Genomic DNA, 19,884 nt, shown 5'->3' on the forward strand with positions numbered 1-19,884 from the left:
ATGATAAATAAGTTATCAAGTAATTAAAACATTGTTACAGAAGGTGCGATATTCATAGTTAATGGATAATATTTTTAGCTAATAACAACTAAGATTAGATTTTTGATCTCTTTAAGTGCACAAATATAGAAGGAATTAAATTGTGAGAAAAATAAATAAAATAACAATAGCGATATTCAGTACTGTGCTTAGTGGTTATGTGTGTGCATCTGATACTAGTCAGATATCAAGTGTTGCGCCTTTTGTTTCTGCTGGCTTGTGTGATGAGTTCAATGTTTATCCCGAATGGACACGAGGAGATCATGCTGGTACTGGCGATATAATGGTTAACAAAAATATTGCTTATTCTGCCGTTTATTGGACTCAATCTGTTCCTGGTAGTGATAGTTCATGGAAGCTGCATCTTAATTGTGATGGATCTGATCCTGGTACTGCTGCTGTACTTTCATTACCTAATCCAATGGATCCTGTGCGCCTCGAAGTGGCAGGGTGGCCAAATGATTTTGTTGTTGCAAGTCCATCATTAATAGCACCAACAACAATAACCGTTGCAACTAGCGCCACTGAAGAATTAGCAGATGTTAATAAGTTAACTGCTAAGTTTGTTTCTATCATTGAAGTGGCGACACAAGCGGGAAGTTCATCTGTCATCATTAGTAGTGATGTACTTGATAAAGCAACACCAGATAAAGGTCAGTCGCTGGGCGTTATTGCCGTTAAAGAGGCATTACTCAAAGCCGTTGATACAACTGCGAGTAAAATTGATATTGATAAAATCAATGCACTCAGTAATGATTTGAAAGGATGGGCTCAAGCTCACAACCTCATTTTAACGACACTTGCTCCTGAAGCGAGTTTTGGCTGGTCTTTCAGCATTGGTGATTTTGCGTTTGATACCCATTCTGGTCGACAATCAGTATGGAATGCTGCATCAAGTGCTACCGCAGATCTATTAAATACTCTCGATGTTTACAAAGCAGAGTCATTAACCAAAGCTGACTTTATTAGCTTTACCAAATCAACAACAACCGCTGCATTATCAAGTGATCAATGGCACAACGCACTTGAATATGTCAAACAAATCACTGATTATGTAAAAATTCCTGCAATGCTTGCCAATATTCCAACTGAGCAAGCGGCTAATTACTTCATGGGTAAAACAACGCGTGATCAGCAAATTCGTAAAGCAGCACAAAGCAACGTATTTGCGATTTTATTTGATAAAGATAGTGCAGATTTAACCAGTAAAATTGAAGCTTACCAAGGCGCGAAAGTGCCACTATATTACGTCGGTGAAGAACTTGAAAAAGGCTCATTAACCCGAATTGAAGCACTGAATATCGCGTTAACCAATGCCGCAGACGTGATGGATAATGAAGCCTTCCTTTATGAAACCCCACAATCACAGTGGGTACCGTCTACCGTTTATAAATGGAATGACTTCCTCGATGGTCTTAATGCGATGCACAATATCGGTGTCGCGGGTAATAAGTTCTGGTTACTGACTGATGAAGCAGATGATGCAACCAATATCATTTACGCTAAAGTCGCCATTGCTGCTTTCTTAGCCCAAAGTATGCAAGAGACAATTCGTTATAACGCATGTGATGAAAATAACTGGTCTGAAATTAAATATGGCGCACCTGCCGATTATCCGATGTCAGCGAGTTGTGGTCAGTTAGGTCAAAAATACGCAGACTACGGTGTTAATCCAGTATCAGGCTTAGATTATGCGTATTCTTGTCCTCGTGATAATAAAATGGAAGTCAGCGCATTAACCCATGCTAAATGGTATGGCGCACCAGCACCTGTATTTGCCGCCCCTGATGCAGTATTAGAAGAGCAAGGCTTACTGGTTAATGGTCATGTGGGACGCTGGACTAACAATGGTCACTGTAATGCGGTGCCTGATAAAATCGATACTTCGAAGCAAGTATGGGAACGTGATGAATGTAAAATCTACGTTGGGCAAAAAGCCGGTACGTTCTTATGGGATGGCAGCAGTCAAGAAAGTGTTGAAGGCTGTGGTTGGTGGGGACGTGGCGTTATTCAAACCACAGGCCGTCAAAACTTTGGTACGTTAAACCATTATTTAGGCCGTTCACATGTTGATCCTGCAACAATTGGTCAAACCATTGATGGTGTAACGGTTGAAGCGCCACCTGTAAATCCGTTATATTCCGATCTCGATTTCTGTTCAAACCCAGGTTTAATCTGTAGCTCTGAGAAGAATAAAGAGATCAAATGGATTGCAGGCTTATTCTACTGGGTAACATCAGTACAGGCATACTCAAATGAAGGTGGTGACTATGCTGATTGGAACTATTACAACGAACTGAAAAAGTATGTAAATAGTGGCCTGACAGGAACTGAATTTATTGATGATGTTTCTGGTATTGTGAACCGTGGCTGTCCTGATTCAACATGTTCGACAGGTGATGTTCATAACATTAAAGAGCGTCAAGCCAACTTTAAGCTAGTGCTACAAAAACTAGGGCTTAACCCACAGTAAGCAAAATAGCTGATGAATTAAGTTTGTAATAAATTTAAACCCTGTTTTTCGAAACAGGGTTATTTTTTGCGTTTAAATTATTAAGTAAAACAATCAATATATGTAATAAAAATTAATTTATTTGCTTTTAACATGAATGAGGATAATATAATCTCAATCAAAAATATTGGCTATTTATTATTCTCTTAGTAAGTAATGTTTTATTATTTAAGATAAGAGACTTGTATAGTGTTCAGTTTTCTAAGGTGTAATAAATGCTTATACCGTTTGGACTTAAAGATAACGTAATTTACCATATAAATGATGTACCAAATGGTCGATCATGTAATTGTTTATGTCCTAGCTGCAATAAACCATTAGTGGCAAAAAATAGAGGAGAATACAAACGTCATCATTTTGCCCATTTGATAGAAACCGACTGTGTCAATTATCAAGCAATGACTTACCTACATCAATATGCCCAGCAGGTTATTGAATTAGAAAAACGAATTATTATTCCTAAATTCACATATAGCCCTGAAATTATACTTATTGATGGTTCAGTTTTAGTTGGGCAGCTTATACATTTTAATGAGTCAGAAGTATATTTTGACACTATTGAAAATGAGTATTTATGGAATAAATATAGAATAGATAGTCTTGGTTTGTTGAAGCAACGATCATTATTTATTGAGATAACAGTAACACATAAAAATGATATAAATAAAATAATAGCGATCAAAAAATCTAACAAACCAGCTATTGAAATTGTTTTAACTAGCCTACATAACTCTGATCGGTTGTATTCTGATATTGAAATTAAAAAAGCGATTTTTGACTCAAGTAACATTAATTGGATTTGTCATCCTAAAGCAATGGAAAAAGTTGAAATAGCTTTATCACAATTAAGAATTGAAGCAGAAAATAAAAATCGTTTAATCCAGATTAAATTAGAAAAATATAAACAAAAACAAATGTTAGAAAAAAAACAAGAGGAAGAACGTTTAAGAAATATAGTATTAGCTAAACAGCGATACAGAAATGAAATAAAAGATGAATTAATATGGTTATCCACAATAACCGAGTCTTGGATTGAAAATTATGAAATAGAAAAACAATCTATATCACCTTCATTTTTAAAGTGGGTTGAAATAGATAAATATCAAGCCTTCATCGGTGTAGAATACCAAAATGATTGGATATTCGAATGTTGTCGCGAACATTGGCAAGCATTGATTATTGATTTTTTATATCGGATTGGGGTAGGAGTGAACATACAAGTTTATGATATTAATAGATATATTAACAATCATATAAAACAAAATATCCATATGGCGCGTTTAAATATTGCTCAATATCAAGCAAAGAAAAAAGCAGCCGCTAATGGATCTCAAAGTAAGTCTCGTTTTGCTTGGTATTTATCTAGGGAAGAAAATAATAAAATAATTTCTCCATTTGTCGTTGTTTTTAAATACCTTCAATACTTGGTTAATCAAGATATCTTATCTAATAACAACTTGGTTTTTCAGATTAAAGATAAGGATATTGATTCCTTTAAAAAAAGAATCATACAGCAAAAAAAAATAACAATAATGGTAAATAAAAAATTGGAACAAGAGAAAAAAGAACGTGAGTCTCAAGAATTATTAGAAAAATATCAAGCTCAACAATTATTAGCACGCCGTAAGACTATTTCTATAGAAAAAAGGGAAAAGCGTATAGAAGAGTTAATTATTTTTGATACAGTGATTTTTGATAGTTGTGGTGGAATTGGCTATCGATGCTGTAATTGTCATTTTAATTTACCTAAAAAAACTATATCAACAGAGTTTTTTTGTCCTATTTGTGGAGTGATTTCTGAGTTTACATCAGAAATTATAACTCAAGATTACCTTGATACAGCTAAAGATAGATACAGGTGCAATAATAAACCTTTAGATTCTTTAATTTCATATCCTAACGAGTAGCATTAAATGACGTTTAATAATCACATGTTACCGAATACAGAATGTCAGAGGGAGCCACTTAGAATAAGTGTTGATTATGTACTTTATGGTAAATAGCGAATACTGTTAAATACACAAGTCAAAATTTTGGGCGAGTGTGTTTATCTATTATTAATCAATATGCTATGTGTAACTGTATGATAGTATCAATACTTGATATCCTATTTAACATAAGGTACATAATGCGCACTGAGCTTGTAGGTCCCAAGGTAAAGTGTCTCTTTTCTGCAAAGCTAAAATGTCCTGTTTTTCTATAGTGATCAGTATCTGCTGATCAATTTGAGTTAAACAAAATATGTTGGTTACCATGAATGACAAAGAGATATTTCGCTTAGGTACAATTCGTGATGTTTGTGAAAAGCGAATCAAACGTAAAGATGCTGCACAGCTTCTTAATGTTAGCGTTCGTCAGGTTCAACGATTAATAACACGCTATCGAGATCTCGGTGCTGTTGGTTTGGTTCATCAGCGGCGCGGACAATCACCAGGCAATAAAATTAATGCTGATATACGTTCTCAATGTTTACATCTCATCCACGAATATTACTCAGACTTCGGGCCGACATTGGCGCGTGAAAAACTGATTGAGCAACACGGTATTAAAATTGGGTTAGAAACCTTACGCCAATGGATGATCGCTGATGGCCTTTGGGTACCACATTTCAAACGTAAGCCTTGCGTTTATCAACCTCGTTATCGTCGCGATTGTTATGGTGAGTTAATTCAGATAGATGGTTCACATCATGATTGGTTTGAAGGCCGCAGCGACAAATGTTGTTTGTTGGTTTTCATTGATGATGCTACCGGAAAACTGATGAACTTGCGGTTTAGTGAAACAGAATCTGCGTTTGATTACATGGTCGCCACGCGTGAATATGTTGAACACCATGGCAAACCCACTGCTTTTTATAGTGATCGGCATGCGGTATTTCATGTCAGTAAACGGGATGCAAAAACCAACCGCATCACTCAGTTTGGTCGTGTATTGCATGACTTAAACATTGAATTGATTTGCGCAAACAGCTCTCAAGCTAAAGGCCGTGTTGAGCGTGCCAACAAAACCTTACAAGATCGCTTAGTCAAAGAAATGCGTTTACAACACATTGATAATATTGAACAAGCTAATGCGTGGCTCCCCGACTTTATCACTGATTTTAACCAACGTTTTGCTAAAGCCGCTCAATATCCTAAAGACATGCATCGGCCATTACGTGAATCGACTGATGAATTACACGATATTTTTGCATGGCAAGAGCCAAGGAAATTATCAAAGTCACTGACATTTCAATACGACAAAGTTATCTATTTAATTGATCCAACTGAAGAAAATCAACGACTTGTACATCAAGTTGTTAACGTTCTAGATCGCCCAGATGGCACCATCGCCATTCAATACGGTCATCGAAAATTAGAATTTAAAGTATTTGATAAGCTCAAAGATGTTGACCAAGGTCAGGTGGTCGATAATAAACGTTTGGGCGCAGTATTGAAATTTGCCCAGGCGAAACAGCAACAATATGACCAACAACAAACACGTAGTCGCAGTAAAAAAGCCCCCAAACGAACCGCCCAACAACGGGCAATCCGTCAACTTGAAGAAATAAATCCGGTGTTAGTTCACCCTGAACAATTTAAACCCAGCACCAAGAAAAAGCCCTGACTTCCCTACTCTATAACCCTTTTTTACCACAATGAACTACTTTAAAAGGAGACATTTTAATCGGGGAATAATGAGGACATTTTAAAATAGAGAAAACAAAGTCTTATAAGAAATGGCAACTACTCAAACAACTCATCATCAGACATATCTTTATACTTTTCATAATCACTAGCACTTTTACGCTGAATCCCATTTAGCGCTTTTTGGGCTCGGATTATTTTAGATTCAAGATCAGGACTTAATTGTTTTTTGATTGATGTAATATCATCCAAAATATTCATCATCGACTCAAAAGTTTCAGCGTTAACTATGTAGCCTGTTACTTTATTATTGTTTAAAAGTGCTGTTGTACCGTTATCTAAACACTCTTTTATATGACTTCCAGCGTAAGTGACACTAACAACCTTTTGAGAATATATCTTTTGTATCGTCATATTTTTACCTTATAACGTAGATTATCCATTCATGATAAAAACGTTTTATTGGTTATTGTACCACCAAAGACCAAGTTTTATGATTTGCTGTATATCGATAATAAGAGTGTCAGTCCTATTATTCAGACCTTATTGGATAGCTACAGTACCAATACTGGTGAAACTCAAACGGCATATAGCATTATCATATTGCCTCATGCTAATAGTTTGATTGTAACGGGTTCACCCTCTCAAATAGTGCAGATAGATAACTTGATAAAGCGTATTGATGTACGTCGAAAGCAGATATTCATTCAAGCGGTGGTCGTTGAATCACAGATAAATGATGGACAAGAAGTTGGCGTAAATCTTAACGCGATGTTGGGTGACTTTGGCTTTTCAGTGATCACCAAGCAAACTGAGGGCGTTCTTACTGGCGGAAGTATCATTTTTAAAGGTGGTAACATAGACGGCCTGATTAATGCCATATCAACTAACAGTAAAACCAAGCTGTTGAGTAAACCACATTTGCTAATTACTGATCGTGAGCAAGGTTATATCACTGTTGGTCAGAACGTACCGTTTTTGGTATCAAGTGAAGTTACCGATGGTGGTAATACGATCCAAAAAATTGAGTGTCAGTAATAGTGATATAGCAAGCGATATCATCACCAATAACCGCCAAATACAAACGGTTATTCAAGCTAAAGATGGTCAATCAATCATACTTGGTGGCTTGGTTGGTGAGGAATCAAGAAACAATGATACGGGAGTGCCGATTCTAAAAGATATACCACTAATAGGCTCGCTCTTTGGCTCTACATCAGACAGAGAGATCAATAATCAGTTATCGGTATTGATAAAGGTCAGCATCATCTAGCTTTTTCTTTAAAAAACTAAAAGCGCGTTCCCCACTCCATTAGGATTGTGGATAACGCGCTTTTTTGTTATCCACATTACGAGGGTAATGATCATTGATGTTGAATCACATTTATTTAAACATATAAATATAGTTGCATTAATTAGCTAGCAAATATTGATATATGGTGATAAATTCGCGGATCTCTTACAAGGCTGATTATGTTTAGTTTTTGGTACCTATGATGGTAGTACTGCATAAATTAAGTTATGAGTTGTGTTTATTAGCGAGATAAAGATGTAGTGCTATTGAATAGGATTCAGTATTAAGACGTTATATGAAAATGCATCAATACTTATTATTTAAAGGAAAGTTATTGGCGCTATCATACTTATAGTGTATATCGATTAAGTGTGGTTTGTTGTTTTAGCAATTAATTTAGGTTAATGATGAATAATAAAAAAACAGTTCAGATGTATATTAATAGCTTTAGAAGTGAATTTTCACAGTATTTAAAGAATAATATTGGTCTAATTACCTCTGTCTATTTTGCTAAAACAGGGGGAGCTATTATTGAAATTGAGTTAAGTGTGGGTGGTAAGAATAAAGATAAGTATAAAGGAACAAGTCAGAATCTTGGAAATGCATTGAAAAATGTAAAACAAAGTACATTTGGTGGAAACCTTAACGGCTTCTCATTTGTAGGGACAAATATAATTCTTGAGCCAAGTAAGATTATTTTAATTAAAAGTGATTCACCTAATGAATGGAGTTCTACTTCAGCCAAAAACGATATCGATAAGATTATTTTTAATGGTGGGATGTAATGAAGGTTGGTCAGTTAGAAGGAACTCCTGAAGAAATAAAAAACTTGGTAGAAAATCATGGTTTAAATCTCAATGATTATTTGATTAAACCAGATAAGCCAATTTGTTTAAAATGGGTAATTGCTCCCTCAATTGGTTTTTCAATTTCATTAATATGTACATATATATTTGGTACTTCTTCTGAAGATGAGTTTATTGGTAACTTGTTCTTCTTATTAACAATGGGGTTAGCTCTCTGGCTTACTGTTGTTATTCAAATTAGGCATAAAAATATATGGGCATCAAGTTTGTCAATCTTTGTACTACTACTGTTATCTCTTGTATCTCTTGGTGTAATGCAACCTTATGACTTAATAATTTATATTGAAAAATTAAGAAATGAACAAGGCTAGCAGGAAATAACAAATCACTATTATATAAATTAGAATTTTATTTGTTATGAGTATGCTTTAATTACATCAACAATATGTAACTCGTTTTAAAAATTGTTAATATTATTTAATTAGATGAATATATATTATATTATAGACCTGCCGTCAGAGGCAGGTCCTATGATTTATCTATTGTTTTTTAGCATACGAGCGATTCGTAACACTTCTCGTTGAAAACGTAACTCATCAGTAGCCCCTATTTCTATAAGAGCATTACCCATCATTATTCTGTTTGATGTTAACGGCCAACCATCAGGAGTAATCAGCTTTCCTTTGGATATCTTCCAGTCTTTCCAATCATCATCAAGCGGTGATAATTCACGATAAGCGTACATTCTCATTAAACGTTTACATATCGGTGGTATTGTCTTGCCTTTATCCCACTGTAAGACGGTCTTTTTACGAATATATATTTCTGAATAAGGCTGGCATACTACCCTAACCTACCCACAAATCGCGCTATCAAGAAATCAATAAACAGTCGTAGCCGTTTTGGTTGGTATTGGCGGCTTTGGTAAATCACATTTAAGTCAGCACTGGCTGATAATGTTGATGCATTGAAGTTCTTCATATATCCATCAAGTACGGTGACCAGTCGCTGTTGTTTAATGTCTTGCTCAATATCTAATATAACGCTATACCTGCGTTATCTAATGCCCATTGACGAATCACTCTGCCACCAAATACAAAAATACCGCCCAAATGGACGGTATTAGATTGGCTCTAGTTATTTAGACTTAGCAGTATTTTTCGCTAAACCATCAAACATTGTGGGTGGCATGTCTTTTAAAATTAATGACCACGCATTACCGACACCATCACCGCTAAAATTGTTCTTCTCGGTGTCTTTAAACCAATAGTAAGTCGGCAGCCCTGAGTACGTTAGTTGTAATTTGTTAAGCTCATTATTGTATACCGCACCAAATTTTGGATCTTGTAAGATCAACTGTTTCATTTCTTTGATAGTGACGATTGCGGCTGGCCATCTTGCTAAGCATGAGCCTAGAGGACCTTTGTCTTTCATGCTGGTACATTTAGGTGGAATGGGAGAATTAACGTCTTTTTTAAACGTGTAAAGCGCCAGATCGTCTTTACCAACCAGAAGGTTTCCTTTTGGTGTCATTTTAAACGTCGGTTCAGTTGGGTACTCTAAATTATGAGCAAAGGCACTAGAAGATATTGATAATAAAAGTAATGATGTATGAATTAATGTTTTCTTCATGATGGTTACCATTGTTAGGTCTAATTTGATGTCGCGTCTTGTGATAGTGTGTTCAATACGTTTGAGATTTTATTCGCAACGTCATCACAGCTCTTTATGTGATGACGGTTTATTAGATAATGAGGATCGTTGTATGAAAGCCAGACCTTATCAGTCGCATCTTTACTGATTAATACCTTTTGCGGTAAATCGATAGCACTATTCTGGCTACACTGCATTAAACGAGTACCAATTTTAGGGTTACCGAAGATAATCACTTCTGTTGGTCGCAATTCTAAATTTATATTACTGGCATTTTGTGAGTGGTCGATCCTTGTAAAGATGGTCATTCCTTTCTTGATCGCTAGTTGTTCAAAACGATTAGCGGTTTCCTCTACCGAGAATTTACTTTGATGTTTGATTACCCCATCAGATGCATGTGCAAAAAATGATGTAAATAGTGAAATCGCACCAATAATGATAATTTTCTTCATTTTTATACCTATCAAAATCATGTGGTTATAAAGTATTGTCTGATTTGGTTGCTTTATAAAAAAAGAACGATGAGCATCCTCCCCATGCAACAATATTTACCATCAACGCTTTTATGATATTAATTGGCGTGACAGGAATCGTTTGAAAGACAAAGAAAGTACATAAACTTGCGACAAAGCCCACAGCAATACCTTTGATAAACCATCTCTGTTTTAAAAAAGGCAAACAATAAAGCAATGCCCATAACCCGCCCCAAAAGACTTGCTTATAGATAAAAATATGATCAGGTTGAGGCAATCCTTGCAATGGGTTAATAAGATAAATAGCGAGTACATTGGCGATACTGCCAATAAACCCTGCCCCTAAAGCTATTGTGATATTTCTAAGCATAATGATCCCTATGTGCCAATTCTTGAAGTAATAGAACATCGAAGTAATAGAAAAATTTCACTGTTATGAGAATAATTTTTTAGAGGCGTGATTTTGCATTGGGTTTTTTGGCTTTTCCCAATGGTGATGGTTTCTTAGTTACAGAGTCACTATCGGCACAGTGCTGAAATGATTATACGAGAGATGCTATTTTAAGTAACATGACAAGGTCTATATTGGTTTTATGAAGGGAATCACAGTGCTTAGAGTTATTCAGCGTCGTCGAATTAAAAAGGTCATCAAGTTACTTTCAGCAAAGTTGATAAAAGGCTATGGCAGCCGTGAATTTTTCTCTTTAGGCCAAATTAAGGCAAGTACCAGTACGTTTAGTGCGCGGCAATATCAAGTTGCTGTGGCTTTGTATGCCGATCCGCAAGATATGAATATCGAACAAACCCCCACCTTGAAATTATTACGTAATGATGTGTCACACGATTTCTTTGATGGCAATGATTACACCGGACAAGATGTGCTTAACCTTCTCGCGTTAGGTGGATGGAAAGGCGGCCGCATAGATGATGACATGTCAAACCGCTTTGGAATGGGAAGCCGCTATTAGCGTTCCCTGTCGTTACTTTACATTTATTGCGTCTTAATTGTTTCTATCGTCGCAATATTAACCAAGTTTCATTCTCTACGATTCAATACAATGCAATAATGCGCCTTGAATTTACTATCAATTGCACCTCATTAATTCAAGGATGAATATGAAGTATAACCAACTGTTTTTAATTGGCTTAGTGCTTATTAGTTGCCCCCTATTTGCGTCAGAAATCTACAAGTGTTCTGTTGATGAGCAGGTGACGTTTCAAGATTTTCCCTGTGAAGATGCTTATGATTATGGAATGAGTGGGTTTAATACTTTTGATGGTTGGAAGTATGGCATGAATATTTTAGCTTTCAAAAAACAAGCCAAAGCAAGGCAGCTTGCTGTCAATATCGACACTTCATTTATATATAACAAATATAATGAAAAACACATTAATAGTAACCCTGATGCGCGAACCTATTCTTACAGAGCCACCGTTGCAGGAGAAAGTGCAAACATCAGTTTGTTTTTTACTCGTCAATCACAAGCACTTTATCAAGTAAATGTTACTTTTATCGTTAGTGGTCTACCTCTAGAAGAAAAGACGTATTTTTATACCAGTTTGGTCAATCATCTTACGTCTAAGTATGGTCAATACATTGAAGCAAAAGATTATCCTATTAACGTTGATCCACTTTCGAAGATATTTTTAAATAGTTTGGTTGGAATAGAAAAAGTATGGGGATTTAATTCTGATAGTGTGATTTCTCTTACGGGAAATGCACCTTCTATTATCGCTTATAAGCTCGATTACAAGTTTATTCCTCTTTTAAATCAAAGCATAAAAGAAACCACCCAGGAAATAATGGGAAATACAGATAAAAACTTCTCAATGGGTGCAGCGATACTGTAGTTTTTTTGGTGTTAGGCGGGATTACTGAGTTGCAACGTAACGCTGGGATTTTCACTTAAAAAAGCAGTAGCTAACCTACTACTATTGTAGAAATAGTAGTAGGCCAAACGTTAGAGATAGAAAAATTCTATTCTTCAGTTTCTTTAAGCTTACTAAGCTCTATTTCAATTTTTTCAATATCAGCAGTGTAACGTGCTTTACTTGCACCATCTCTAGTAGACTTAGACATAGCTTGTAACTTAGAAAGTTTCTTTGTAAGTGTCGCTAATTGATTCTGGGTTCTACGATTGCTGCTCATTAATAAATGGTACTCCGATAGATGCTGTTATTAACAGCGATACTTCGATTAAATTATATATCATTACAACAGTTTAACTAGTCTAATTGTTAATCCCATTGCCATGCTACTCGTTACTTTTATAGCGTAGCATATAAAACTATAAATAATGAAATTATAATATAACTTCGTTTACTTTTAATACGTAAAATGCGTTAACAATGCATTTAAAAGCTCAATAGCTCGAAAAGATGTGGCATTAATGTTATTTTTTATACCGATAATAGTTAACTAAGGAGTATGAATGCGTAAATCGGATAAGAAGCTTGATAATGCGATTCGTAATGCATTAATCGATGTGTGTGAACAGGCACAGCGTTCATTTGAGGGTTTTCAGTGGCTGACGCACAGTGTTAATTATGACAATTTCCCCAATAGCCTCAAGATTATCTGTGTATTTAACACTGATGAACACCTTGCTAACTTACAGCAAGGTGATTGTGGTGGAGAATTACGGCAATTAATTAAGCACCACTTGGCAGAGAGTAATGTGGTACTCAAAGATGTTAATAAGCAGGTGCTGCTTGATAGCGAACAGGCTTGTACCACAACTCATAATGGTAAATGGGCGCATAAATTAGCACAGTATTAACGTTTCTCTTTTACTGCGCTGATCACAAAACCATTGTTGGTGAGTGCGGTTGTGATTTCAGTCAGTGAACGGCGATAGAATTGGACGGTGATATAAGGCGAAATTGTGATAGCAGTTCAACGCTGCTACACTTGTTATTACTCCGTAACGATAACCAAGTGCGGAGGTAAAAACTCATTTTCAAACTGTCTGACCAAAAAGATCACACATAGCTAAATTGCAGATTGTGGAAAGGGAACCGCTATGGTTCAGCAGTTTAAAATATTACCAACGCGGATGGATTGACCGTGTCTGCTTGTGGAGGCTGCGTTAGACTCGATACTTTCGAGCATTGGCTAACGAAACAAGAAGCATCTCCATTTATGGCGGTGAGCAATCACTCATGAAATAAAGTGTAAAAAAACCCACATCGTTAGATCTGGGTTTTTATGTTTATGCTTATGTTTATAGCCGATACTAGCCGATATTAGCCAATGTTTTTACAGCGTGAGGCTAAGATAGGATCTACATTGCCTTGAATTTTTTGAATCTTAGCAGCACGTTCACATTCCCATTTAGATACTGGGTATTGCTTATCCCATGCTGTCATTAATTGACGCTGTTGGCGGCTCATTTTGTAACTTGGATATACCGCTTCGAAATACATGTAAGTACGTGCGATAACACCGCGAGCGCGTTCTGGTGGCTGTGCATCGTGATCCTTTTTATCAATGATCATGTCGCAACTACCAAATGAACGGTAATCTTTGCTGGCTGTTTTCGGCAACATCACATAGTTGTAGTTTTGACGTGCTGCGTTAACCGCACCCACTGCTGGGTAAAGATTATAAAGATCTGATTGCATTAAGCGGTATTCAGGGTTGGCTTTTTCAGCACACTTACGACCCTTAAAGGATTTGCCTTTGCTATCCACACACACTTTTGCCCCTTCACGCCATTCGGTAAATGAACGACCAAAGTTCTCCGCAGGAACAACATGTTCAGCTTCCCAACGTTTCACGCGTTTTTTATAGACATCAGTACTGAAACCTGACGGTAATGTGACATATTTTTGATTATTGAAATCAGCACCACAGTAGATCGTTTTCATATCAACAGGATTAGTATAGATCTGCTTTTGCATGATCTTTTTTGCTTTGCTGAATGATTGGTTGGTGGTGTTGCCTTGTGGGGTTTGTGCAAATGCCAGCGTCGGCAATAGTGCGACACTAAGTAGGATAATGTTAGTTCTGTTCACGATGTTCTCTTTTAGGTTACGCGGTCAATTGATTAATGGACTGACGCGTTAATGTGGCAAAGCTGTATGAGCCTTGCCTAATTGTTTGAAAATGAAGTTTTTTTATCGTGACTTATTCAGAAACGATCACTTTTACGCGCCCTACATCGCCCGTTGTTAAACGAACTTTGATGCCATGAGGGTGTGTTGGTGAGTTAGTGAGGATCTTCTCTACTGTACCCGAGGTAAGTTTGCCGCTACGTTGATCTTGTTTTAATACAATTTGTACATCTAAACCAACGTGGATATTTGAACGGTTATTGCCTGACATATTGACTCTTTTATTTATTAATTTTTCAAACTGTATTATTGAGTTTTTACAGTAAAACGCAACTTAATATTAAAATAAGCTAATGTAATAGAATTGATCGAATAAATCCTTACAGGTATAGCGCTCAGGCAAGATTATTTGATAGGCTTATAGAAGAATATACGAAATAAGGATAGTGGCATGAAAATAATGAAAAAGATGGTACTGACAACAGTATTAGGATGCATGAGTATGAGTGTATTTGCAGCTCAATCTAGCGAAACGGCATCACAACTCCATTGCGATGCTGGTTTTACGAGCATTGTTACTGGCGATTTTAGTAAAGCACCGCAACAGACTTGTTTGCCAACAGACGGTAAGCTACCGGTTAATATTAAGCTGGGTCAGACTTTTCAATTAAATTTACCTGCTAACCCTTCTACTGGATCGTCATGGGCTTTACGGTCAATGCCTAACTCATTAATGTTATTAGATATGAGTTACCATAATTCGGCGCAATGCAAAAAAGGCATGGTGGGGTGTGGCGGTTTAAGATCATATACATTTGAAGCTGTTGCTAATGGTGTCGGTGAGTTAAAACTAAACTATGGTCGAGCATGGGAAAAAGATGGCTGGGAAAGCAAAAATATTGCCATTTCAGTTAAGCCTTAGTTGATTAACGCTGCCATTATTACTTGCGTTGATATAGAACAATAGAACAAAGCCCTTATTAGTAGGGCTTTCGTATCATAGTGTTAGTGTTGAAGCGCTGGGCAATCTTTAGGAAGTAATTGCTCTGGTATGGCTGGCCCGATCCCCATATCTGCCGTCCAACCTTTTAATCCCCCTGTTTTAGGGTCAAAATCACTGCATTTATACGGGGTATCTTTGATTTGTCCCGTTGGTGCTGAATCGGTGTTTACTTGTTTCGGTAACGCTGATGCGGGTAATTCAACCGCCTTATTTTGCGTCTGTTCAATCACAGTATTGCTATTTGAGGTTTGCTCACTTTTGATGATTGTAAACGCTAAACTGCATACTACTATTCCGGCAAGTACTGCCAGTGCTGATTTTGTTGACTTTTTCATGGGCAATCCCTTCTTAAAACATGCGTTGGTTATCTATAAATTATCTATAAATTATCTAAGCCCATTTAATCACTTTTGATGTAATGATACTAATAGTGACGTTACAGTTTGATATCGCACAGGTAAATAACGATGTCGCTTTTGAATAATAAACAACGCTTCAGTTACTGTTATTAATGGTGGTGCTATATATAATTTATCTTTATCGGCAAAATGTGCGATGGCACTTTGAGGTAAAACGGTAAAACCTATTCCTTCAGCGACAGCGATTAAAATTTGACTCAGTTGGTTGATATAGCTCGTTATCGGCAATTGTTCAATTTCAATCGTCGCTAAATCAGTATGGCCACAAGAGTGGAAGTATTTGGTTAAATAATACTGTGCATCAGGATGGTTAATTAGTCCACACGTTGTTAATAAATCAATGTTAATGTCACTATTTTTATATCGTAGCGGTAAGACTAAACATAAGGGTTCTTGCCCTATCATTGTTGCTTGCAGCTGATTGTTTACGGGTTCTTGAGTGACAATGCCCATATCAATCGTGTTATTTTCAATATCATCTAAAATTTTGTGATTAGGGGCTGCCTCTAAATGAAAGTGTAATTTAGGATGCTGCTGCTGTAGGCGAAGTAACTGAGGATATAGCGATAAAGCAAATGATCCCGAGCAAGCTAATCGACAAATACCATCATAAGGGCTGTCGATCTGTAAGCTATGCAGTAATGTTTGATATTGTTGTGTTTGCTGCTGCGCATATTGATATACCAGTAACCCTTGTTCAGTGATCTCAAATTGTTTGTTATAACGAGTAATGAGTTGATACCCACAAGCTTGTTCTAATTTTTTGATATGTTGGCTTACACCTGGTTGTGTCATGTGCAAAATATCTGCGGTTTGAGTGAAATGCCCTGTTTCTATTAATGTCTTAAATGTGGTTAGCCATTGGGGATTTATCATCATTCACTCACTTATCATTACAAAAAATTATGATAATGAGAATAAATGATAATTTAAAACTTATCAAATAGCACCGTATAGTTACCCTACTTAGCCGTTAACTGACGGTGTTTATAGAGGTAATACCGATGTCTGCAATCAATGTTACACCCTATCCTCGTGCATTTTCTCATATTGGAATTTCAGTGCCGGATCTTGATGCTGCAGTAAAATTTTATACTGAAGTGCTTGGCTGGTATCTCATAATGGAACCAACTGAAATTGTTGAAGATAATTCAGCGATAGGAGAAATGTGTACTGATGTTTTTGGTGAAAATTGGCAACGTTTTCGTATTGCTCATTTATCTACTGGTGATCGTGTGGGCATTGAACTGTTTGAGTTTAAGAACCAGCAAAATCCTGAAGATAATTTTGAATATTGGAAAACGGGCGTATTCCATTTTGCGGTTCAAGACCCAGATGTCGAAGGATTAACTGGAAAAATTGTGGCTGCCGGCGGTAAAAAAAGAATGAAAGCACCGCGCTATTATTATCCTGGGGAAAAGCCGTATCGTATGATCTATATGGAAGACCCTTTTGGCAATATTATAGAAATATATAGCCATAGTTATGAATTGCATTATTCAAGTGGTGCATATAAGAGTTAATTTTCTAGCGCGTTGAAATAGTATCATTCAGCGCGTTATTTTCATTAGCCAAGAGTCCGTTGATATTCTTTTAGCGATAATCCAAATTGCTTTTTAAAGCGTTGTGCAAAGCGCGTTTCTGACTGATAACCACACAGTTGTGCTAAATCTAGCTGCGTATAATGCTGTTGCTGCAATAAAGTTAATGCATACCCCATTCTTAATTCAGCTAAAACGTCTCTAAATTGGGTTGACTCTTCCCGTAAACGGCGAATCAATGTCGATTTACTTAATCCAAAATGCTGACAAGTCGATTCAATACTGTGATGCTCACTAGGTTGTTGTCTAAAGAGCGCAACTAATTTGTCTCGCCATGATAAATCTTGAGAGCCAAAGAGTTGATGCAACCGACCAATGTTGGCTAAATATTCAAATAATGCCGTTACCATACACTCCTGAACGTTACGTGGTAATGATTTTGGCATGTTAACCAAGTTCATAAACAAGTATTCACCAGCGTGATCAAACCGATAATCAGGCGCGATATGGTGACTAGCATGATGGCGAGAACGGTTAATGAGTTCAGTGGTTGGTTTCGTAAAAAAACATAATTGTAATGATGCAAATACGGTTTGTGATGGTTGATTAATAAAGGTTTGTTGTGAATGACCTGCGGTGAGTAACCAATTTTTAGGATCGATAGTGATCCAATCATTTTGCCATTGCAGCTTTTTTACACCAGTTTGTACCCAAACAATGGAAGGATAGATAAATGGCACATTGCGTAATTGCTGTGATTTTTGACCATTGTAATGAATACACTGAACAATCGCTGACATGCTATTTCCCTTTCCAGTCGAAGTAATGGTATGCATTCTACCAAAAAAGAAAGTCTCATAATAAATAACGATTATTAGTGAGACTTTTCTTTGAAACTGGCTTGAACATTATTAACGCTGATAATGCGCTGTAATAGACGATTTTGCTAAAGCCGTACCATTAAGCATAAAACTCACTAATGCGCATGATGCGTCATCAGGTACTTCCATTTTGTCACAAGGCAATGCCCAGACAGTAAATACATAACGGTGAACACCATGACCTTCAGGAGGACATGCACCACCGTAGCCATTAAAACCGTAATCGTTACGCATTTCTAAACCCGCAGCAAGGTTTGCCGACGCACCTTCAACAAGCTCATGCGTTGATGCTGGAATATTAATAACTTGCCAATGCCAAAAACCACAGTCAGTCGGTGCATCAGGATCAAAACAAGTCACGGCAAAACTCTTCGTACCTTGAGGTGCATTTTCCCAAGCAAGTTGAGGTGAAATGTTATCGCCATCGTTACCAAAGCTATTAAATGAAAAACGCTTTTCGTGATGTTGACCTTCAGTAATGCTGTTACTTGTCATTGTAAATGTTGACATGATTATATGCTCTTCTTTATTGTCGATAGCATTACTATACGGCTTTCTCTTTACTTAGTTTCACCTTTAAGTGTCAATTATTATTATTATTATCGCTATTATGACCCCTTTTGTCTTTTGTTAGATATTCTAACTTTTTTAGTTACAATATATGGTACAAATGCATTTAAAAAGACTGATATATTATTATAAGGATGATAAACAAATGAAATTAATGCCGTTACTCTTACTTACAGGTATATTCTCTCCTATTGTCATGGCTCAGCCTGCGTGCACTGTTACTCATTTTGAAACCATTAATATCGAACCTACAAGAGAAGCGGTTAAATATGATCAGCAAAGTCAAACAGCCGAAGTGCACCATCAACAACCTATGCGTTGCGCGAGTATTACCTTTCAAACGTCACATACATTAAACAAAGTTGCGAGAGCCATGCATAATGAATTTGAAGCTAAATATGCTGATATGACGACTGCACAATCACACCTCATAAAATTTTCTGATGATGCTCTTGATTCGGGCTATGTTCAATTACGCCGAAATAAACCTCAAACAGTCTATGCGTGTTTCTCAACCTCAAGTACGCCGATTACTTCTATTAAGTGTAAATTTGAATAATCGACACAGATAAGCATTGCTGCTGACGACCATAAATAGATTAAATTGTCCATCGCATATAACTGTATATATAATCAGTATTATTTTATCCAGTATAATAGATGGACTTATATGCGTATTGAATTGATGGTTAATAAAAATAACGTACTTCAAGACACTTTTTGTCAGGTTGAGCGCGAATTTTCTCGGCGTATGGCTATCTCTTGGCCTGATGCTCTAGTGCGAGTGCGTTTAGGTGGTGCTAACGAATTGAGTGTATTAGGTGGCTTGAAGGAAGATAAACAACAAGTTGAATTAGCATTAGAAGCAATGTTTGATGAAGCTGATGATTGGTTAGAGCAACCAAGTTACGATATGTAGTGCGCTATAATTGCATATTGAGCTTGCTAATTTAATACTGCTGGCATTACCGATAAGTGCTTATACTAATAACATTGTTATTTATTGGTAAT

The 19,884-nt window shown here is 36.6% G+C and carries 25 protein-coding genes and 1 pseudogene; 14 read left to right on the top strand and 12 right to left on the bottom strand.

Going from position 1 to position 19,884, the window contains the following annotated elements:
- Positions 1-142 precede the first annotated feature (142 nt).
- The 3 genes from BTO21_RS13675 (at position 143) to BTO21_RS13685 (ending at position 6,157) form a co-directional block, all read left to right on the top strand.
- On the top strand, positions 143-2,512 hold the full coding sequence (locus tag BTO21_RS13675) for a cellulose-binding domain-containing protein (RefSeq protein ID WP_045028136.1): 2,370 nt from the start codon (positions 143-145) through the stop codon (positions 2,510-2,512).
- 254 nt (positions 2,513-2,766) lie between these two features.
- Positions 2,767-4,458, top strand: coding sequence for a competence protein CoiA family protein (locus BTO21_RS13680; protein WP_045028134.1), 1,692 nt, complete (start codon positions 2,767-2,769; stop codon positions 4,456-4,458).
- A gap of 346 nt (positions 4,459-4,804) precedes the next feature.
- Positions 4,805-6,157 (top strand): ISNCY family transposase, encoded by a 1,353-nt coding sequence (locus BTO21_RS13685; protein ID WP_105026946.1) that lies wholly within the window; start codon positions 4,805-4,807, stop codon positions 6,155-6,157.
- Positions 6,158-6,276: 119 nt separating this feature from the next.
- On the opposite strand, the gene BTO21_RS13690 is transcribed toward BTO21_RS13685, so the two are convergent.
- Complete coding sequence (locus tag BTO21_RS13690) at positions 6,277-6,591, bottom strand: type II toxin-antitoxin system Phd/YefM family antitoxin (protein ID WP_045027165.1); 315 nt, start codon at positions 6,589-6,591, stop codon at positions 6,277-6,279.
- Between the two features lie 84 nt (positions 6,592-6,675).
- Here BTO21_RS13690 and BTO21_RS13695 point away from each other — a divergent pair, with 84 nt between their 5' ends.
- The 4 genes from BTO21_RS13695 (at position 6,676) to BTO21_RS13710 (ending at position 8,648) form a co-directional block, all read left to right on the top strand.
- Positions 6,676-7,215, top strand: coding sequence for a secretin N-terminal domain-containing protein (locus tag BTO21_RS13695; protein WP_128973064.1), 540 nt, complete (start codon positions 6,676-6,678; stop codon positions 7,213-7,215).
- Positions 7,202-7,450: a hypothetical protein gene (locus tag BTO21_RS13700; RefSeq protein WP_170064516.1), complete on the top strand. Its 249-nt coding sequence runs from the start codon at positions 7,202-7,204 to the stop codon at positions 7,448-7,450. Before BTO21_RS13695 ends, BTO21_RS13700 begins: the two co-directional genes overlap by 14 nt.
- 428 nt (positions 7,451-7,878) lie before the next feature.
- Complete coding sequence (locus tag BTO21_RS13705; protein ID WP_045027167.1) at positions 7,879-8,256, top strand: hypothetical protein; 378 nt, start codon at positions 7,879-7,881, stop codon at positions 8,254-8,256.
- The gene (locus BTO21_RS13710; RefSeq protein WP_105026864.1) at positions 8,256-8,648 is read left to right on the top strand and encodes a hypothetical protein; all 393 of its coding nucleotides are present in this window, start codon (positions 8,256-8,258) and stop codon (positions 8,646-8,648) included. The genes BTO21_RS13705 and BTO21_RS13710 overlap by 1 nt, the downstream gene beginning before the upstream one ends.
- A gap of 164 nt (positions 8,649-8,812) precedes the next feature.
- Here the strand turns inward: BTO21_RS13710 and BTO21_RS13715 are convergent, their stop codons facing one another.
- The 5 genes and pseudogenes from BTO21_RS13715 to BTO21_RS13735 form a co-directional block, all read right to left on the bottom strand.
- Complete coding sequence (locus BTO21_RS13715) at positions 8,813-9,022, bottom strand: DUF3653 domain-containing protein (RefSeq protein WP_170064517.1); 210 nt, start codon at positions 9,020-9,022, stop codon at positions 8,813-8,815.
- Positions 9,023-9,120: 98 nt separating this feature from the next.
- Positions 9,121-9,365, bottom strand: a pseudogene (locus tag BTO21_RS20270) (LysR family transcriptional regulator); the annotation flags it as partial.
- A gap of 49 nt (positions 9,366-9,414) precedes the next feature.
- Positions 9,415-9,909 (bottom strand): COG4315 family predicted lipoprotein, encoded by a 495-nt coding sequence (locus BTO21_RS13725; RefSeq protein ID WP_045027171.1) that lies wholly within the window; start codon positions 9,907-9,909, stop codon positions 9,415-9,417.
- Positions 9,910-9,929: 20 nt separating this feature from the next.
- Positions 9,930-10,382, bottom strand: coding sequence for a DUF302 domain-containing protein (locus BTO21_RS13730; protein ID WP_045027172.1), 453 nt, complete (start codon positions 10,380-10,382; stop codon positions 9,930-9,932).
- Positions 10,383-10,407: 25 nt separating this feature from the next.
- On the bottom strand, positions 10,408-10,773 hold the full coding sequence (locus BTO21_RS13735) for a hypothetical protein (protein ID WP_105026866.1): 366 nt from the start codon (positions 10,771-10,773) through the stop codon (positions 10,408-10,410).
- Between the two features lie 238 nt (positions 10,774-11,011).
- Here BTO21_RS13735 and BTO21_RS13740 point away from each other — a divergent pair, with 238 nt between their 5' ends.
- From BTO21_RS13740 to BTO21_RS13750, 3 genes are all read left to right on the top strand, one after another.
- Positions 11,012-11,371 (top strand): DUF6559 family protein, encoded by a 360-nt coding sequence (locus BTO21_RS13740; protein ID WP_045027174.1) that lies wholly within the window; start codon positions 11,012-11,014, stop codon positions 11,369-11,371.
- 148 nt (positions 11,372-11,519) lie between these two features.
- Positions 11,520-12,254 (top strand): hypothetical protein, encoded by a 735-nt coding sequence (locus BTO21_RS13745; protein ID WP_045027176.1) that lies wholly within the window; start codon positions 11,520-11,522, stop codon positions 12,252-12,254.
- 581 nt (positions 12,255-12,835) lie between these two features.
- A complete protein-coding gene (locus tag BTO21_RS13750) occupies positions 12,836-13,183 on the top strand; it encodes a hypothetical protein (protein ID WP_045027177.1) in 348 nt (115 codons plus the stop codon).
- 466 nt (positions 13,184-13,649) lie between these two features.
- On the opposite strand, the gene BTO21_RS13755 is transcribed toward BTO21_RS13750, so the two are convergent.
- Together BTO21_RS13755 and BTO21_RS13760 are read right to left on the bottom strand one after the other, a co-directional pair.
- On the bottom strand, positions 13,650-14,423 hold the full coding sequence (locus BTO21_RS13755; protein WP_373455479.1) for an endonuclease: 774 nt from the start codon (positions 14,421-14,423) through the stop codon (positions 13,650-13,652).
- A 109-nt stretch (positions 14,424-14,532) separates the two neighbouring features.
- Positions 14,533-14,730: a YwbE family protein gene (locus tag BTO21_RS13760; RefSeq protein WP_045027179.1), complete on the bottom strand. Its 198-nt coding sequence runs from the start codon at positions 14,728-14,730 to the stop codon at positions 14,533-14,535.
- Between the two features lie 180 nt (positions 14,731-14,910).
- Between BTO21_RS13760 and BTO21_RS13765 the strand changes: the two genes are divergently transcribed.
- Positions 14,911-15,381 (top strand): protease inhibitor I42 family protein, encoded by a 471-nt coding sequence (locus BTO21_RS13765; protein ID WP_082056777.1) that lies wholly within the window; start codon positions 14,911-14,913, stop codon positions 15,379-15,381.
- A gap of 83 nt (positions 15,382-15,464) precedes the next feature.
- Here the strand turns inward: BTO21_RS13765 and BTO21_RS13770 are convergent, their stop codons facing one another.
- Both BTO21_RS13770 and BTO21_RS13775 read right to left on the bottom strand, forming a co-directional pair.
- Positions 15,465-15,797: a hypothetical protein gene (locus tag BTO21_RS13770; protein ID WP_045027180.1), complete on the bottom strand. Its 333-nt coding sequence runs from the start codon at positions 15,795-15,797 to the stop codon at positions 15,465-15,467.
- A 69-nt stretch (positions 15,798-15,866) separates the two neighbouring features.
- Positions 15,867-16,757 (bottom strand): LysR family transcriptional regulator, encoded by an 891-nt coding sequence (locus tag BTO21_RS13775; protein WP_045027182.1) that lies wholly within the window; start codon positions 16,755-16,757, stop codon positions 15,867-15,869.
- A gap of 128 nt (positions 16,758-16,885) precedes the next feature.
- Between BTO21_RS13775 and BTO21_RS13780 the strand changes: the two genes are divergently transcribed.
- On the top strand, positions 16,886-17,404 hold the full coding sequence (locus BTO21_RS13780; RefSeq protein ID WP_045027184.1) for a lactoylglutathione lyase family protein: 519 nt from the start codon (positions 16,886-16,888) through the stop codon (positions 17,402-17,404).
- A gap of 44 nt (positions 17,405-17,448) precedes the next feature.
- Here BTO21_RS13780 and BTO21_RS13785 read toward each other — a convergent pair whose 3' ends face one another.
- Complete coding sequence (locus BTO21_RS13785) at positions 17,449-18,222, bottom strand: helix-turn-helix transcriptional regulator (protein ID WP_045027185.1); 774 nt, start codon at positions 18,220-18,222, stop codon at positions 17,449-17,451.
- A 111-nt stretch (positions 18,223-18,333) separates the two neighbouring features.
- Entirely contained in the window at positions 18,334-18,813 is a 480-nt protein-coding gene (locus BTO21_RS13790; protein WP_045027187.1) for a YbhB/YbcL family Raf kinase inhibitor-like protein, read from the bottom strand.
- A gap of 205 nt (positions 18,814-19,018) precedes the next feature.
- Between BTO21_RS13790 and BTO21_RS13795 the strand changes: the two genes are divergently transcribed.
- Together BTO21_RS13795 and BTO21_RS13800 are read left to right on the top strand one after the other, a co-directional pair.
- Entirely contained in the window at positions 19,019-19,432 is a 414-nt protein-coding gene (locus tag BTO21_RS13795; protein WP_045027188.1) for a hypothetical protein, read from the top strand.
- Between the two features lie 111 nt (positions 19,433-19,543).
- Positions 19,544-19,792, top strand: coding sequence for a DinI-like family protein (locus BTO21_RS13800; RefSeq protein ID WP_045027189.1), 249 nt, complete (start codon positions 19,544-19,546; stop codon positions 19,790-19,792).
- Positions 19,793-19,884: the final 92 nt, after the last annotated feature.

The organism is Photobacterium phosphoreum (genome assembly GCF_002954725.1).
GTDB classification, from domain to species: domain Bacteria; phylum Pseudomonadota; class Gammaproteobacteria; order Enterobacterales; family Vibrionaceae; genus Photobacterium; species Photobacterium phosphoreum.

Excerpts from the sequence above, each read along its gene's own strand:
- BTO21_RS13800 (WP_045027189.1), top strand. The coding sequence starts at position 19,544 with ATGCGTATTGAATTGATGGTTAATAAAAATAACGTACTTCAAGACACT.
- BTO21_RS13705 (WP_045027167.1), top strand. The coding sequence starts at position 7,879 with ATGAATAATAAAAAAACAGTTCAGATGTATATTAATAGCTTTAGAAGT.
- BTO21_RS13730 (WP_045027172.1), bottom strand. The coding sequence starts at position 10,382 with ATGAAGAAAATTATCATTATTGGTGCGATTTCACTATTTACATCATTT.
- BTO21_RS13770 (WP_045027180.1), bottom strand. The coding sequence starts at position 15,797 with ATGAAAAAGTCAACAAAATCAGCACTGGCAGTACTTGCCGGAATAGTA.
- BTO21_RS13775 (WP_045027182.1), bottom strand. The coding sequence starts at position 16,757 with ATGATAAATCCCCAATGGCTAACCACATTTAAGACATTAATAGAAACA.
- BTO21_RS13725 (WP_045027171.1), bottom strand. The coding sequence starts at position 9,909 with ATGAAGAAAACATTAATTCATACATCATTACTTTTATTATCAATATCT.
- BTO21_RS13795 (WP_045027188.1), top strand. The coding sequence starts at position 19,019 with ATGAAATTAATGCCGTTACTCTTACTTACAGGTATATTCTCTCCTATT.
- BTO21_RS13690 (WP_045027165.1), bottom strand. The coding sequence starts at position 6,591 with ATGACGATACAAAAGATATATTCTCAAAAGGTTGTTAGTGTCACTTAC.
- BTO21_RS13785 (WP_045027185.1), bottom strand. The coding sequence starts at position 18,222 with ATGTCAGCGATTGTTCAGTGTATTCATTACAATGGTCAAAAATCACAG.
- BTO21_RS13735 (WP_105026866.1), bottom strand. The coding sequence starts at position 10,773 with ATGCTTAGAAATATCACAATAGCTTTAGGGGCAGGGTTTATTGGCAGT.
- BTO21_RS13750 (WP_045027177.1), top strand. The coding sequence starts at position 12,836 with ATGCGTAAATCGGATAAGAAGCTTGATAATGCGATTCGTAATGCATTA.
- BTO21_RS13765 (WP_082056777.1), top strand. The coding sequence starts at position 14,911 with ATGAAAATAATGAAAAAGATGGTACTGACAACAGTATTAGGATGCATG.
- BTO21_RS13760 (WP_045027179.1), bottom strand. The coding sequence starts at position 14,730 with ATGTCAGGCAATAACCGTTCAAATATCCACGTTGGTTTAGATGTACAA.
- BTO21_RS13680 (WP_045028134.1), top strand. The coding sequence starts at position 2,767 with ATGCTTATACCGTTTGGACTTAAAGATAACGTAATTTACCATATAAAT.
- BTO21_RS13715 (WP_170064517.1), bottom strand. The coding sequence starts at position 9,022 with ATGTACGCTTATCGTGAATTATCACCGCTTGATGATGATTGGAAAGAC.
- BTO21_RS13790 (WP_045027187.1), bottom strand. The coding sequence starts at position 18,813 with ATGTCAACATTTACAATGACAAGTAACAGCATTACTGAAGGTCAACAT.
- BTO21_RS13710 (WP_105026864.1), top strand. The coding sequence starts at position 8,256 with ATGAAGGTTGGTCAGTTAGAAGGAACTCCTGAAGAAATAAAAAACTTG.
- BTO21_RS13780 (WP_045027184.1), top strand. The coding sequence starts at position 16,886 with ATGTCTGCAATCAATGTTACACCCTATCCTCGTGCATTTTCTCATATT.
- BTO21_RS13685 (WP_105026946.1), top strand. The coding sequence starts at position 4,805 with ATGAATGACAAAGAGATATTTCGCTTAGGTACAATTCGTGATGTTTGT.
- BTO21_RS13745 (WP_045027176.1), top strand. The coding sequence starts at position 11,520 with ATGAAGTATAACCAACTGTTTTTAATTGGCTTAGTGCTTATTAGTTGC.